At 62.6% G+C, this 14826-nt stretch carries 17 protein-coding genes; 7 read left to right on the forward strand and 10 right to left on the reverse strand.

The window, feature by feature from the left end; genetic code table 11:
- Positions 1–129: 129 nt before the first annotated feature.
- A complete protein-coding gene (gene tyrS / locus QZ501_RS02285; RefSeq protein WP_295716832.1) occupies positions 130–1329 on the reverse strand; it encodes a tyrosine--tRNA ligase in 1200 nt (399 codons plus the stop codon).
- 277 nt (positions 1330–1606) lie between these two features.
- Between tyrS and QZ501_RS02290 the strand changes: the two genes are divergently transcribed.
- Positions 1607–3043, forward strand: coding sequence for a peptidoglycan DD-metalloendopeptidase family protein (locus QZ501_RS02290; protein WP_160899557.1), 1437 nt, complete (start codon positions 1607–1609; stop codon positions 3041–3043).
- Positions 3044–4177 (forward strand): anhydro-N-acetylmuramic acid kinase, encoded by a 1134-nt coding sequence (locus tag QZ501_RS02295; protein ID WP_295716835.1) that lies wholly within the window; start codon positions 3044–3046, stop codon positions 4175–4177.
- Here QZ501_RS02295 and erpA read toward each other — a convergent pair.
- The 4 genes from erpA to argC form a co-directional block, all read right to left on the reverse strand.
- Positions 4163–4516, reverse strand: coding sequence for an iron-sulfur cluster insertion protein ErpA (erpA, locus tag QZ501_RS02300; protein WP_095618630.1), 354 nt, complete (start codon positions 4514–4516; stop codon positions 4163–4165). The genes QZ501_RS02295 and erpA overlap by 15 nt on opposite strands.
- 89 nt (positions 4517–4605) lie before the next feature.
- Positions 4606–5139 carry a polymer-forming cytoskeletal protein gene (locus QZ501_RS02305; RefSeq protein ID WP_295716837.1) on the reverse strand — a complete coding sequence of 178 codons (534 nt, stop codon included), beginning with the start codon at positions 5137–5139 and terminating at the stop codon, positions 4606–4608.
- Positions 5111–5878, reverse strand: a complete 768-nt coding sequence (locus QZ501_RS02310; RefSeq protein ID WP_160899559.1) for a DUF6776 family protein — start codon at positions 5876–5878, stop codon at positions 5111–5113. The genes QZ501_RS02305 and QZ501_RS02310 overlap by 29 nt, the downstream gene beginning before the upstream one ends.
- Positions 5879–5889: 11 nt before the next feature.
- A complete protein-coding gene (gene argC, locus QZ501_RS02315; RefSeq protein ID WP_295716840.1) occupies positions 5890–6924 on the reverse strand; it encodes an N-acetyl-gamma-glutamyl-phosphate reductase in 1035 nt (344 codons plus the stop codon).
- Between the two features lie 91 nt (positions 6925–7015).
- On the opposite strand from argC, the gene hemJ reads away from it, so the two are divergent.
- The 4 genes from hemJ to hemL are packed head-to-tail and all read left to right on the forward strand — an operon-like array spanning position 7016 to position 10131.
- Positions 7016–7438 (forward strand): protoporphyrinogen oxidase HemJ, encoded by a 423-nt coding sequence (gene hemJ, locus QZ501_RS02320; RefSeq protein ID WP_295716842.1) that lies wholly within the window; start codon positions 7016–7018, stop codon positions 7436–7438.
- Positions 7438–8220, forward strand: a complete 783-nt coding sequence (locus QZ501_RS02325; protein ID WP_095618625.1) for a hydroxymethylpyrimidine/phosphomethylpyrimidine kinase — start codon at positions 7438–7440, stop codon at positions 8218–8220. Before hemJ ends, QZ501_RS02325 begins: the two co-directional genes overlap by 1 nt.
- Complete coding sequence (gene thiE, locus QZ501_RS02330) at positions 8213–8854, forward strand: thiamine phosphate synthase (RefSeq protein ID WP_151441440.1); 642 nt, start codon at positions 8213–8215, stop codon at positions 8852–8854. Before QZ501_RS02325 ends, thiE begins: the two co-directional genes overlap by 8 nt.
- Positions 8851–10131: a glutamate-1-semialdehyde 2,1-aminomutase gene (gene hemL / locus QZ501_RS02335; protein ID WP_151441441.1), complete on the forward strand. Its 1281-nt coding sequence runs from the start codon at positions 8851–8853 to the stop codon at positions 10129–10131. The genes thiE and hemL overlap by 4 nt, the downstream gene beginning before the upstream one ends.
- Positions 10132–10134: 3 nt before the next feature.
- Here hemL and QZ501_RS02340 read toward each other — a convergent pair whose 3' ends face one another.
- Genes QZ501_RS02340 through QZ501_RS02355 form a run of 4 tightly spaced genes read right to left on the reverse strand, consistent with a single transcriptional unit; the run spans position 10135 to position 13175 of the window.
- On the reverse strand, positions 10135–11475 hold the full coding sequence (locus QZ501_RS02340; RefSeq protein WP_295716845.1) for a tetratricopeptide repeat protein: 1341 nt from the start codon (positions 11473–11475) through the stop codon (positions 10135–10137).
- A 54-nt stretch (positions 11476–11529) separates the two neighbouring features.
- Entirely contained in the window at positions 11530–11937 is a 408-nt protein-coding gene (locus QZ501_RS02345) for a hypothetical protein (protein WP_295716847.1), read from the reverse strand.
- 9 nt (positions 11938–11946) lie between these two features.
- On the reverse strand, positions 11947–12588 hold the full coding sequence (locus tag QZ501_RS02350) for a zf-HC2 domain-containing protein (protein ID WP_295716849.1): 642 nt from the start codon (positions 12586–12588) through the stop codon (positions 11947–11949).
- 35 nt (positions 12589–12623) lie between these two features.
- A complete protein-coding gene (locus QZ501_RS02355; RefSeq protein WP_295716851.1) occupies positions 12624–13175 on the reverse strand; it encodes an RNA polymerase sigma factor in 552 nt (183 codons plus the stop codon).
- Between the two features lie 187 nt (positions 13176–13362).
- Here QZ501_RS02355 and QZ501_RS02360 point away from each other — a divergent pair, with 187 nt between their 5' ends.
- Positions 13363–14268 (forward strand): DUF4382 domain-containing protein, encoded by a 906-nt coding sequence (locus tag QZ501_RS02360; protein WP_295716853.1) that lies wholly within the window; start codon positions 13363–13365, stop codon positions 14266–14268.
- A 16-nt stretch (positions 14269–14284) separates the two neighbouring features.
- Here QZ501_RS02360 and QZ501_RS02365 read toward each other — a convergent pair whose 3' ends face one another.
- The gene (locus tag QZ501_RS02365; RefSeq protein ID WP_095618618.1) at positions 14285–14815 is read right to left on the reverse strand and encodes a tetratricopeptide repeat protein; all 531 of its coding nucleotides are present in this window, start codon (positions 14813–14815) and stop codon (positions 14285–14287) included.
- Positions 14816–14826: the final 11 nt, after the last annotated feature.

Below are 14826 nucleotides of genomic sequence, written 5' to 3' on the forward strand. Positions count from 1 at the left end.
CCCGGAACAACTCATCTGCGCCCGAAAGCGCCGCCGCTGTGGGCCGTTGCCCCGAAAGAGATGCGTATTCTACACCCGCACAGGGTGTCGTCAACAGGAGATTTCAGAATGATGTCATCGGACATCCACTCACTGGACATGGACCCGCGCAATCTTCTTCCGACCCGCCTGGATCACGTATGACTGCCCCGCCGGCAGCGACTGTCGATCGCCAAGGGGCTCGCCGTCCACATAGACAGCCCCCTGCTTCACCACATCCTTGGCAGCACCTCCCTGGGCCAGCCCCGCCTGCTTAAGCAGACTGACCACAAAGAGTTCAGCCTCCCCACCTGCATCCACGGTCACCTCGGGAACATTTTCGGGAATCTCACCGAGCTCCACTCTGTTCCCCGCGGAGCGATGGGCATTCTCAGCCGCCTCTTGGCCGTGATAGCGACTGATCAGCCAGTGCGCCAGCGCCTTCTTGGCCTCCTGTGGATTGAGCCCTTCCTCTTCCACCTGTCGGCGCAGTGCCTCAACCTCATCCATGGGCTTGAGCGTCAGCAGTTCGAAGTAGCGCCATACAAGCTCATCAGGAACCGAAAGCAGCCGGCTGTACATCTGCCCCGGGGCATCCGTGATCCCCACGTAGTTCCCCAGGGACTTGGACATCTTCTGAACCCCGTCCAGCCCTTCAAGGATCGGCATGGTCAGCACCACCTGAGGCTCCTGGTCGTAGTGGCGCTGTAGATGCCGCCCCATGAGCAGGTTGAACTTCTGGTCGGTGCCGCCAAGCTCCACGTCCGCCTCCAGCGCCACAGAGTCATACCCCTGGACCAGCGGATAGAGGAACTCATGGATGGCAATGGACTCATTGGCCTGGTAGCGCTTGTGGAAATCATCACGCTCAAGCATGCGGGCCACTGTGTACTGGCTTGCCAGCCGGATCATGTCCGCCGCGCCCATCTCATTCATCCAGGTGGAGTTGAACACAACCCGCGTCTTTTCTGGGTCAAGTACCCGGAAAACCTGCTCCTTATAGGTCTCCGCGTTTGCAGCCACCTCTTCTTCTGAGAGAGGCGGGCGCGTGGCACTTTTCCCGCTGGGATCGCCGATCATGCCGGTGAAGTCCCCGATCAGAAAGATGACCTCATGGCCCAGCTCCTGGAACTGGCGCAGCTTGTTCAGGAGCACAGTGTGGCCCAGGTGCAGATCGGGCGCCGTGGGATCAAACCCGGCCTTGATCCGCAGTCTACGGCCACTGCGCAGCTTGGCAGCCAGGTCTTCCTCGGGGATCAGCTCATCCACACCCCGGTGGATCTGGGCGATGGCGTCATCAATGTTCGTCATGGATACTTGTCTACTCCGATCTGTTCCAGCAGGGCTACCCGCTACACACACTGACAATTTTCATAAGCCATTAACACGGCGGTAATCCCGCCAAATTCACTTTGTGTCGCAGGCACTTGCAAAGGGCGCAATTGTAACAGGAAACCACAGAGCGCGTTGCACCGCACAATAAAGGCAATCGTTTTTTTGCGCCCACTGCTGTTTTCATTATACTTCGAGTAATTCTGCGAACTTGCCCGAAAAGTTTGCTCCAACACTGAAACAACAGGGTATAACCGTGCTCAGACAATTCCCGGGAACCCATATCGCCGCGCTTGCCGGTATTACCGCACTGGTTGGTGTCACCCTGCTGGTAAGTCCGGGCAGCAACCAGAGCCAGACCACAAAGGCTTTTAACGTGGCGCCTGTCTCTCCCGTTCCACAGGACAGCCAGACCTCAACACAACAGTATTCACAGGCCGGCATGGTATCGCCCGCGCGGACACTGGCATACGCCGACGCACCGGATCTCCAGAGCCTTCTCGGCATCAATCTGGCAGCCGTCCCTCAAGCCCAGACGTCCGCCACCCAACCGGAACCCCGCGACGAGAACATCCAGGAGAACGAGCTGGAGTGGCGGCGCTTCACCATCGAGAGGGGCGACTCTCTGTCATCCCTTTTCACCGATGCTGGCGTGAGTCACCAGGAGATGTACCGCATCCTGAATGGTGAAGGGAAGCCGGATGAATTGTCGCGCCTGCGTGCCGGCCGGGAAATCGAATTCGGCTTTGATGATGACGGCAAACTCTCCATGGTGGTCCTGCACAACAGCCGCACCACCAAGCTCAAGGCGGTGCGCCAGGACGAGAGCTTCCACACTCACGAGGAAATGCGTGAACCCAGAGTGGAGCTGGCCTATGCCACCGGCGATATCCAGACTTCCTATATCCTTGCTGCGAATCGCGCCGGGCTGGGCACCAAGGTCCGTAACAAGCTCTCGCGCATCTTCGGGTGGCGCATCGATTTCTCCCGGGACCTTCGCAAGGGTGATCGCTTTGGAGTTCTGTATGAAAAACAGTATCTCGATGGAGAAATGATCGGCCACGGGCGAATTCTGGCCGCCACTTTCACCAACAAGGGAAAGACCTATTCCGCAGCCCTCTACACGGATGCGAACGGCAACAGCGACTACTACACACCGGAAGGTGAAAGCCTGCGCAAGGCTTTCCTGCGCACCCCGCTCCAATACCAGCGGGTCTCCTCCCACTTCGACATGAACCGCCGCCACCCCATCCTCAACCGGGTCCGGCCTCACGAAGGCACGGATTTCGCGGCCTCACCGGGCACCCCCGTTAAAGCCTCCGGCGACGGTCGGATCACCTATGTGGGGCGGGATGGCGGCTATGGCAAAACCGTCCGTATTGATCACGGCAATGAGGTTTCCACCGTCTACAGCCACCTGCGCAGCTACAGGAGAGGACTTCGTCGGGGTGAAACCGTCCAGCAGGGCGACGTGATCGCCTACGTCGGCATGAGCGGACTGGCGACCGGGCCGCACCTGCACTATGAATACAGGGTCAGTGGCCGCCCCCGGAACCCGCTGCATGTCAGCCTGCCGGACGCAGAGCCTATTCCGGAGGACCAGATGGCCCAGTTCCGGGCCCAGACCAACCCGCGCCTTGCCCGCCTCTCCGAGGAGGACAACTCCTTCCAGATCGCCCTGGCCGAGGAGTGAATGGCAGGCCAGCCTGACTGGTACATCGGTCTCATGTCCGGCACCAGCATGGACGGGATCGATGCGGTTCTGGTCGGGTTTGGCCCCGAGGGCATTGAAACCAGCTGGCACACCAGCCACAGCTATCCGGACAATCTTCAGGCCCAGCTGGAAGAACTCGCCGCCAATCAGGGGACGCCATCACTTCTGGGTGAAGCGGATACCCGGCTGGGGGATGCTTTTGCCCACGCGGCCCTTGCCGTCACTGAAAAAGCCGGCCTGAGGCCGGAACACGTCACGGCCATCGGCAGCCATGGCCAGACAGTCCAGCACTGCGCAGAACCGCCCTCTCCCTTCAGCCTGCAGATCGCGGATCCCAACCGCATTGCCGAAGGCACCGGCATCACCACCGTAGGCGACTTCCGCAGGCGCGACATTGCCGCTGGCGGCCAGGGAGCCCCGCTTGCACCCGCATTCCACACCTGGCTGTTCAGCGCCCCCGGTCGGATGCGCTGCCTGATCAACCTGGGAGGAATCGCCAATATCACCCTGATCCCGGGCGACCACAGGCCGCCCCAGGGCCACGATACAGGCCCGGCCAACCGCTTGATGGACCTGTGGTGCAAACGCCACCAGGGGCACTCTTTCGATCACAACGGCGAATGGGCGGCCTCCGGAACCGTCTGCGAGCCGCTTCTTAGAACATTCCTGAGCGACACCTATTTCTCCAGACAACCGCCCAAAAGCACCGGCCGGGAACATTTCAATGAAGACTGGCTGGAGGCTCACCTGAGAGCTCTGCCCGATACACCAAAGCCAGAGGATGTTCAGAGAACGCTTTTGGAACTGACCGCTGTGACGGTCACCCGGGACATCAACGCCATGGGCGCGGAAGAGGTCTTCCTGGCGGGAGGCGGCGCTTTCAACCCGCTTCTGGCGGAGCGTATTGCCAGCCTGCTTCCGGAGGCGTCGGTGGATTCCACGACCGCCCTGGGGCTGGATCCACAGAGTGTGGAGGGAGCGGCTTTCGCGTGGCTGGCACGCCAGAGACTCAATAACGCCCCCGGCAACCTGCCTTCGGTTACCGGTGCGTCGGGGCCAAGAGTACTTGGTGGGGTTTGGCCCGGCGGGGCCGGAACCTCAGATGCTGAATGAAGACCCGCAGCCGCAGGTACTGGTGGCATTCGGGTTCTGAACCCGGAACTGGGCGCCCATCAGATCCTCTTCATAATCAACGGTAGCACCCACCAGATACTGGTAGCTCAGCGGATCCACAAGCAGGGTCACGCCATCGCGCTCAACTGCCGCATCATCGTCCGCCTGATTCTCATCGAAGGTGAAGCCGTACTGGAAGCCGGAGCAACCACCGCCCGTAATGAACACGCGCAGCTTGAGATCGGGATTACCTTCCTCGGTAATCAGCTCACGCACACGTGCAACGGCTGATTCGGTGAAAAACACCGGTATTGCCGCCTGTTCCTGAACCACGCCCATGCGATCACTCCCAACTGCTGTTCCATTCAAGTCAGACCATTATGTGAACCAGAGTACCGGCCTGACAAGCCTGATTGCGCCACCCCGGGTCAGACGCTCGACGCCCTCTCCAGGGAGCTCGTTGAGCTGCCTTCCCCCGGCTCTTCATTCCGGGCCTTATCATCTCCCGCAGCGGGGCTCGCCGCCCTGGCACCGCTCTCCTGCTGCTGCTCGCGATGCCCCGAGGGCAGCGTCCTGGAGCCACCCGGAAGGCCACCCTCACGCTGATGCAGCAGGCTGCCATTAACCGCCGCCCCCATGGCCATCTCAATCAGATGGTAATACACGTTGCCATGGATGGAGGCCTTGGAAGCCAGTTCAAGATCCTCCGAGGAATAGACATTGCCATGCACCGTACCGTTGATGATGATGTGCGGTGCATAGACATCGCCGACCACCTCGCCAACGTCACTGATGCGAAGCACCGCATCCGAACCTTCCTCGGCGTAGACCGTACCCTCAACACGCCCATCGATATGCAGACCGCCGGAGAAATGCACATCCCCGGTTATGGACATCTTGTTCGAAACCAGTGTGTCGTACTGACCCGAACCTTTATTGATCGTCCTGGACTTGCGAAACATCCGCCTCGCCCCCTGTTTTGTCCTGCCAGAAAAATTCACGCTCGGATGTTTCACGACCGTTGTCCGTAACCGCTGCAACCTGGATGGAATGGGGTTCAAACCCTTCGGGAATCGTCATATCCCCATCCACTGACTGGAAATAGCGGAACCGGAACTCGATGTCGTTATCCTCGCGTGAGTCCGAAATCCTGTGCAGCGGAAGCCGCTGCCGTTCCTCTCCAACATAGCCCACAAGATGGACTTTCACATGGCCTGACACAAACCGGTTATTGTCGCCGATCTGGCTGAGCACAAGATTGTAGCGCCAACGGTCTGGATTGCTGGTGGGATCCAGATCCATGCGGAACACCTGGAGTCCGGTTTCAAGATCCTCAGGCGCCATGATGCTCTTATAGAAACTGATCTCGGACTTGTGCTCCTGAAGAGCCTGCTCCAGTTCGCGGATCGTGTCCTGGGCTTCACGCAGACTGTGGCGGTCCACTTCCTGATCTCGCTCCACCCGCAACAGCTCCCGACGGTACTCGGTAACCTTTTCCTGAAGCCGGTCACGCTCCTCGCGCACCGTTTCAAAGCCCTCCTCCGCTGCCTGGAAGCGAGCCCTGTACTGGTGACTCCCAAGCATAAAGCCCGCGCCCCCTGAGGTGACCGAAAACACCAGCAGAATCGTCAGCCGCCGTAGGCGCTCACCGCGCCGCTGGCGAACCAGTACCAGTTCTTCCGAAGAATCGGAGCGTGCCATGGGATTGGTCCTCAGGGCAGAAGCGCGGGCGCCTTCAGCCCTTCGCGTTCATCAAAACCACACATCAGGTTCATGTTCTGGATCGCCTGCCCGGCAGCACCCTTGACCAGGTTGTCCGTGACCGAGCTGACAATGATCCGGTTCTGGCCCGGTTGGCGGTGCAAAGCCATCCGGCAGGTATTCTCACCACGCACTGAGCGCGTCTCGGGCAACGAACCCCAGGGCATCACGTCCACAAAGGGCTCATCGCGGAAGCGGTTCTCGTAGATGGCCTGAAAGTCCGCAGCCTCATCTGTGATCTCCGCATAGAGCGTAGCCTCAATGCCACGGACCATGGGCACCAGATGGGGTACAAAGGTAACCTGAGGCGCCGAGCGCGCCTGCATCATCCGCAGCCCCTGCTCAATCTCCGGTCCGTGCCGGTGGCCGGAGGCCGCATAGGCCCGGAAGCTCTCCCCGGCCTCGCCCAGCAGCATGCCCATGCGGGCCTGCCGGCCACCACCGCTGGCACCGGACTTGCCATCCGCGATCAGCCGTGACGGATCCACCACGCCCGCCTCGATCATCGGCAGGAAGCCCAGCTGGATGGTCGTGGCATAACAGCCGGGATTGGCCACGAGGCGCGCCCCCCGGATCTGCTCCCGGTTGATCTCCGGCAGGCCATACACCGCTCCGCGGATGAGATCCGGCGCGGTATGGGTAGTGCCATACCAGTGTTCCCAGACCTCGCGCTCCTGCAGCCGGAAATCGGCGGACAGGTCCACAACCTTCACGCCCTGCTCCAGCAGGTGCCCCACACTGTCCATCGCTACCGCATTGGGCGTGGCGAAGAACACCAGGTCGCACTCAGCGAGACGCTCATCATCCGGATCCTCAAAGGCCAGATCACAGTGGCCACGCAGGCTCGGAAAGAGTTCCGCCACCGGACGCCCGGCCTCCGAGCGCGAGGTGATCAGCGCCACCTCCACACCCGGATGCAGCGCCAGCAGCCTCAGCAGCTCCACGCCTGTATAGCCGGTACCCCCGACAATGCCCACTGTGATCACGTTCTGCCTCCTCTGTACTGGTTCCGCTCGTTGGCGCCCGTAACAGAGCATTGTACCATGCCTGAATCATTCAGTCGGTTAAGGAGTTCCTGTGCTCTGGATCAAAGCGTTCCATCTCATGGCCATGGTCACCTGGTTCGCGGGTATCTTCTACCTGCCCCGCCTTTTCGTTTACCACACCATGACCGAGGATGAACCCGGCCGGGAACGGTTCCGGACCATGGAGCGCAAGCTGTACCGCGGCATCATGAACCCGTCCATGATCGCCACACTGATCTTCGGCACCTGGCTTATCGCCCTGAACCCGGAGTACTACCTGCAGCAGGGGTGGCTGCACATCAAGCTGCTGCTGATCGCGGTGCTGGTGGCCTACCACCTGTGGTGCGGGCATTTCGTCCGGCTCTTCCGGGATGACCGCAACACCAGGGGCCACATCTTCTTCCGCTGGATCAACGAGGCGCCGGTCCTGCTTCTGGTCGCCATTATTCTGCTCGCCGTTCTGAGGCCCTTCTGATGCCCAATACACGCCCCCAGGTACTCGTTATCTCGGGCCTGGACCCGTCCGGCGGAGCCGGCATCCAGGCCGACATCCAGGCCATCACCGCCATGGGAGCGCACCCGCTGCCGGTGCTGAGCTGCCTGACCGTGCAGGACACCTGTAATGTGCACGGTGCGGAAGCGGTTGATCCTGAACTGATTGCACGCCAGATCCGCTCAGTGGCCGCTGACTCCCCCATCCACGCCATCAAGACCGGTGCCATGGGAGATCACCGCATCGTCAGCATGCTGCGTACGGTCCTGGACGAGCTCGGGCCATTACCTCTGGTGGTGGACCCGGTGATCAAAGCTGCCGGTGGCGGTGAGCTGGCGGATGGGAAGCTGGTGGCAGCCATGCGCTCGGAGCTCTTCCCCATGGCGTCCGTCATCACCCCGAATGGCCCGGAACTGGCGGAGCTGGGCGGCAGCGACGACGTCACCACCAGTGCCCAGGCACTGCTTGATGAGGGTGCCGGCGCCGTTCTCGCCACTGGCGGGCACGGCACCGGGCCAACCATCGAGAACCGGCTTTTCCGCAGGGAGCAGGTCGCCTCGTCATGGCAACTGGAACGGGTGGGCGGTGAATACCATGGCAGCGGCTGCACACTCGCCGCGGCCATCAGCGCGGGCCTGGCCGAGGGATTGCCGTTACCCGAGGCCATTGAGCATGCCCAGATTTTCACCGAGCGTGCCATACGGGGTGCGCTGCGTGTCGGCCGGGGCCAGCCGGTCCCGGACAGGAGCCTGATCAATGACTGAACGGATGCCAGGGCAGGGACTCTACGCCATCACCGACAGCCAGCTGCTGCCGGACGACCGCATCGTGGATGCTGTTGAACAGGCCCTGGCCGGTGGCGCCGTCATGGTCCAGTACCGGGACAAACGCCCCGATGATGAGCTGCGCCGGAGCATCGCGGAGCAGCTTCTGGCGGCCTGTCAGCGTTGGGGGCGTCCCCTGATCGTGAACGATGACGTCGCCCTGGCCCGGCAGATCGGTGCCGACGGCGTCCATCTCGGCCTTGAGGACTCAACGCCGGAAGAAGCCCGTGAGCAGCTGGGCCCTGGCGCCATCATCGGCGTCACCTGTCACGACGACCTGGAGCGGGCGCGGGAGCAGGCGTCCGGATCCGCGGACTACCTCGCGTTCGGGCGTTTCTTCCCATCCGCCACCAAGGGCTCGGCACCGTCCGCCTCCGCCGATGTACTCGGTCAGGCAGGCGCCCTCGGCTTGCCCAGGGTCGCCATCGGCGGCATAACCACGGATAATGCGCCCAGCCTGATCCGGGCAGGCGCGGACCTGATCGCGGTCATCCACGGGCTGTTCTCGACGCAGGACATCGAAGCAACGGCCCGTGAGTTCACCCAACTTTTTGCAACAGGAGCCTCTTCATGAGCCAGTCGGATACGCTTTTCGAGCAGGCGAGCCAATACATCCCCGGCGGCGTCAACTCGCCGGTGCGCGCCTTCAAGGGCGTGGGCGGCACGCCCATCTTCTTCAAACAGGCAGAAGGTGCCTACCTCTGGGATGAGGATGACAAGCGCTACATCGACTATGTGGGCAGCTGGGGTCCCATGATCCTGGGCCATGCCGCCCCCGCCGTGATCGAGGCGATCCGGGACCAGCTGACCCACGGCACCGGCTATGGCGCACCCAGCTCAACGGAAACCGCCATGGCCCGCAAGATCTGCGAGATGGTGCCTTCAGTGGACATGGTGCGCATGACCAATTCCGGCACCGAAGCCACCATGAGCGCCGTGCGGCTGGCGCGCGGCTATACCGGCCGTGACCGCATCCTGAAATTCGAGGGCAACTACCACGGCCATGTGGACTCGCTGCTGGTGAAGGCCGGCTCAGGCGCGCTGACTCTGGGCCAGCCCAACTCGCCGGGCATCCCCAAGGCCCTCGCGGAACAGACCCTCACTGCCACCTTCAACGATCTGGAAAGCGTCGAGACCATCTTCCAGGAGTACGGCAGCGAGATCGCAGGCATCATCGTCGAACCCGTGGCCGGCAATATGAACTGCGTGCCGCCGGTCGCTGGCTTCCTGGAAGGGTTGCGCGAGATCTGCGACCGTCACGGCAGCGTGCTGATCTTCGACGAGGTGATGTCCGGCTTCCGGGTCGCGCCCGGCGGTGCCCAGGAGCGTTACGGCGTGACTCCGGATCTGACCGCGCTGGGCAAGATCATCGGCGGTGGCCTGCCGGTGGGCGCACTCGGCGGGCGCCGTGACATCATGAGTCACCTGGCACCGCTGGGGCCGGTCTACCAGGCAGGCACGCTTTCCGGTAACCCGCTGGCCATGCGCGCGGGCCTCGCAACCCTGGAAGGGCTCTCCCAGCCAGGCTTCCACGATCAGCTGGAACAGCGTACCCGGAAGCTGATGGACGGTTTTGCCGCAATTGCCGATAAGCACGGCATTCCGCTGAAGGTTCAGGGCGCCGGGGGCATGTTCGGGCTCTTCTTCACGGACCAGCCGGAAGTAACCCGCTTCGAACACGTGGTCAACTGCGACACCGAGCGCTTCGGCCGCTTCTTCCACGCCATGCTGGAACAGGGCGTCTACCTGGCCCCGGCGGCATTCGAAGCCGGCTTTGTATCCGGCGCCCACACCGAGGCGGACATTGAGGCCACGCTGCAGGCGGCGGATAACGCCATGGCGCAGCTCTGAGCTTCAGCGCCCGAACGCGCGCCGGATCCCGACCCGGACCTCGGTCCGTCGGTAATCCCGGGATTCCAGGCGCGCATGGTTGCTCTCCCATTCGCCGGACAGGGTCAGGTGCCAGTTGTCACTGACCTCCCACTCGGAGCCCAGCCTCAGGCGCCAGCGCTCTTCCCGGCGCCGGAGTGTCCGGGTGCCGCCACGGACCTCATCCTCCTGGTAACGGGACAGGCGCCAAACGGCCTCCGCTGACACCGACCAGCGGGCCAACAGCGCATAATCCATCGAGCCACGGAGGCGGTGCCGCACGGGCGAGGCGCTGAAGAAATCGTCACCTGCAACGAGCCCGTCACGGTTTTCCTCCGTCCAACTATAGCCAGCTGCCGCAACCAGTCCGTCCGCCACCGGATGACGGTACGCCAGTTCGAAAAAGCGATCCGAGCCTGACAGCTCCGGGAAGTCTTCCCCTGCATCGACCGAGGCGGCGCCCACCTCCAGCTGCATCAAGCCACGCCCGGGCGACCAGTCCAGATAAAGGGCAATGTCCGCACGCCGGCTGACCCGCTCCGCCTCCAGCCACTGCCATTCCGAGGCGGCCTCGGCACCCACACTCAGAGCCGGTGTTCCACGGTAGTCCAGCACCAGCCCTGGTCTTGCAAGCGTCTGATCGGCCCCATCATAGCCGGAATAGTGCCGGGCGCTGGCCACACCGAACGCCGCCAGGCTGAGCGCGCCCCGGCGCCAGAGTGGCGCCCGCCCCCAGGCAAACGCCTCCTGGAATACCGAGGTGGATGCCACGAGTTGGTCACCGGCGAGATTGAGGTTGTCCTCATAGCCGCCCCCGGCCTGGACGAGCGCGCGCCACGCATCACGTGAGCCCGCCCGCGGGGCGACGCCCAAGCGGTCCAGCTGCTGCACCGCCAGGGCGGCAATGCGCCCGTCACGATCCAGAACCAGAGCGTCCGAGAAGTGGCCCCGGGCTCCAGCGGGTCTACCCTGCTCCAGGGCGACAAGCCCCAGGTTGTAGTGCACCAGTGCGGGGCTGTCCGTCATGGGCAGGAGCTGCTCAAAACGCGCCCGGGCCTCATCCAGCTGGCCGGCCCGGAACAGGGCCACAGCGAGGTTGTAGAGCCGGGATTCGGTGGTCTCGCCCGCAGCCAGCGCCCGCTCGAACAGGGAAGCCGCACCGGCATAATCCCCGTCTTCAAACGCGGTCTTCCCCTGCTCCACCAGGGCGGCTGTGTCCTGTGCCGCCACCGGCAGGGGCATCAGAGCCAACAGCACCACCAGTGCCAACACAGCGCTGGGTCGGACCGACAGGGCGGATGGATTATGGGCGAGTTTGCGCTGCATGGGGTCGGGCTTCCTCCAGTGACCCCGGAACTCTAGCAGCTGCGGCGGGATTCTTCAGCGTTGACCACCCCGTTCAGAGGGGGCGGAACCGGGCCGGTCCGGAGACGAGGGCGCACCACCCCCACCCGGGCCACTCACTTCGGGGCCCTTCACCCCCCCAGGAACCGGGAGGTCGCCCCCGCCGGGGCGCCGCTCCAGTCCCTGGCGAGCCCGCTCTCGCGCACGCTCCAGCGCGTCACGGCCCTTACTGGCGGCCTCCCCGGCGCGCTCACGCCCCTGACGCGCCCGTTCCTTCGCACGCTCCGCTGCCCCCTCGGGCAACTCGATCCGGCGCACCACGCTCTCGGAGACCGGTTCGTCCTCGGGTACCATCCGTATGGTCACGTCCAGATCCGTCTCCCCCCAGGCCTGGGGCGCCGCAAGCAGTGCCACCAGCAACAATGGGCTCAGCCAGATTCTCATACCATCACCTCATCCACCCTCACCACCACTCGTAACCGGCGCGCGGAAGACCCGTTCACGGTCGCCATGACGGATCCGTGCCACCAGTTCGCCTTCCCCCGGAAACAGGGTCCTGACCGGCAGCGCCAGCAGGTTCTCGCCCTTGTCCAGGTCCACCTCCCAGCTGATACGGCGCTCACCGGGGAACGAGGCCAGCTCAGCGTGGGGTGGCAGTTCTATGGTCAGATTGACGTTCTCAAGCGCCTCACCGGAGTCAAACGCCAGACGCATGGTCTGGACATTATTCTCCGAAACCGGCCCCACGACGGTTTCCGGCCCGGAGTCCCCACCCCGGGGAATGAACCACGTCCCCAGGAAAAGTCCGACCACCAGGCAGGCCGCCATGGCCGCACCCGCCACCGGTGTGCTCCAGCGCCGCCGGGCGTCACCCCCTCCGTGCACGGCTTCCAGAATGCGGGTTTCAAACCCTGATCCCGGCTCACTTACCGGGGACTCCCGCAGAAGCTCACGCCAGCGCTGTTCCGCCTTCACTTTCCGCGCACAGTCGCTGCACTCCGCAAGATGCGCGGCAACAGCACGCCGGTCGGCCTCGTCGAGACGACCGTCGCAGTAATCCTCAATGTGCGGAATCAACTGTTCACAGTCCATCATCCTATCCTCCACGGAGTACCACGCTGGGCGTGCTCCTAAGGTTCCATCCGTCGTGCCAGTTGTTCACGCAGTTTCTGGCGACACCGGTGCAGCCGTGACTTGATGGTGCCGGGAGCCACCTCCAGAACCTCCGCGATCGCCTGCTGCTCCCACCCCTCGACATCGTACATGATCAGAAGGGCGCGCTGGTCCGGCGGCAGTTCCGCCAGTGCCTCCTGCACCATACGGCCCGCCCGCCCACGCTCCATGTCGGCCAGTGGCCCCAGGCCCTCACCGGGATAGCGGTCCAGAAAGGCCTGATGGTTCTCGATATCCCCGGTATCCGTCACTGACTGTTCCTGGCGGCGCTTACCCTTGCGGTCCCGATCCACGAACTGACGATAGAGTACCCGGTTGAGCCAGGGCCTCAGATCCTGGACCGTTTCCAGATCCCGCGTCCGGGGATACAGCTTGAGCATCACATCCTGAACCAGGTCCTCGGCGTCCGCAGGATTCCCGGTAAGACGATGGGCAAACCGGTAAAGACCCCGCAGATGTGGCTTTACAAGCTGATCAAAGGTTCGTGCCTGGGAACGGGAAAAGAACAAAAGATTACCTGTCTGGCCATGATGCCGGTGCGCTCATTTATAGCAGATCCCCGTGGGTGTGCCGTCCCGCACCTCAACGTTTTGTAACATACAGGCACGGAACCTCCCGTGCGCCCCCGACGTGGGGATGGACAGATGCCGTTTCCGGCATCCGACCACAGCTACAAGGCAAAAACGGGAGAACACCATGAAAAGCAACGCACTGAAGCCGCTCACGGTCGCAGTCCTTGCCGCCTCCACTGCCGGGCTCGCCGGGTGTTTCAGCAGTTCATCGGATGGCGGAGATGGCAACTTCTCACTTGGCTTAACAGACGCGCCGATTCAGGATCTCACTGCCGTTAATATCGCGGTAACCGGCGTGGAACTCCAACCGAACAGCGGCGACCGCCTGAGCTTTGAGTTTGATGAGACAAAGAACATCAACCTTTTGGATTTCCAGAATGGGGAAAGTGTGTCACTCCTCGAAGGTGAGGATGTCCCTGCCGGCGATTATAAATGGATGCGGCTGATGTTGAATGAGGACAACCTTACGGTTGAAGAGACGGATGGCAGTGTGGGCGATGTATTTGTGCCCTCTGGCGCTCAGACAGGCCTCAAGACGAACGGCTTCACGGTCGCCCAAGGAAGCAACACGGATTACACAATCGACTTCGATGTCAGCAAGTCGATAGTTGACCCACAGAGTAACAACAATCCCCAGAACGCTGATTACTTCCTGCGGCCGGTGCTCCGTCTAGTGAACAACCTTGAAACAGGTGAGATCAGTGGTGAAGTTGATCCGACCCTGATGTCAGACATGAATTGCGGAAACAAACTGGGAAGCGTCTACGTATTTTCCGGAGCAGATGCAACTGTCGGTGACCTGGGAAGCGATAACGAGCCCCTGATAACGGCGAAAGTTGTTTCAGATGAGGAGACGGGCAATCACCGCTATACAGCAGCCTTTCTTGAGGAAGGTGAGTATACCGTCAGTTACACATGCGATGCTGATGACAATGAAGCCCCAGAAGACCTCAACTTCATGCAGGCAGAAAAGGGCGTTACTGTCACGGCTGGTGAGACGACAGAACTCAACCTGACTAGCAGCCAGTAAAGCAGCCAGGACCGGGCTACATCTGCCCGGCCCGTTCCCTGGCATCCGCCGCGCCCGCCTGGTCGCCCATGCGGGCGCGGATGGCTGCCAGTTCCGACCAGCCCTCCTGCCGGAGCGCCCGGTCATTGCCCGCCTTGCTGATGCCCTTGAGCACGAACTGTTCGGCACGCGCCGGGTTTCCTTTTTCCCGGTAGACCCGACCCAGCGCGTAATAGACCGCCGCCGCATCCGGCGCGATACGCTGCGCCCGCTGGATCAGGTCCAGAGCCCGCCCATCATTACCGGCCTCCAGAGCCGAATCCGCTGAGGCCAGCAGCCCGCGCGCCGCATCCGGAACCCTGCCTCCACTTTCACGCTGGCGGTCAACACTGGGCGGCTCATCCTCGGACGGTTCCTCCACCTCAGCAGACTCCTCCGTCCGCTTACCGATGGGCTCGACCTCGGTTCCGGTGTCTTCTTCCGGCGGCTGGAACCGCACGCTGCAGCCCGCCAGAAGCAGGACCGCAAGAGCCATGCTGCCCCACCGGATCCAGGGTTGAATGGTCATCCTATCTACCT

Source organism: uncultured Halovibrio sp. (assembly GCF_913056445.1).
Classification (GTDB): Bacteria; Pseudomonadota; Gammaproteobacteria; order Pseudomonadales; family Oleiphilaceae; genus Halospina; species Halospina utahensis_B.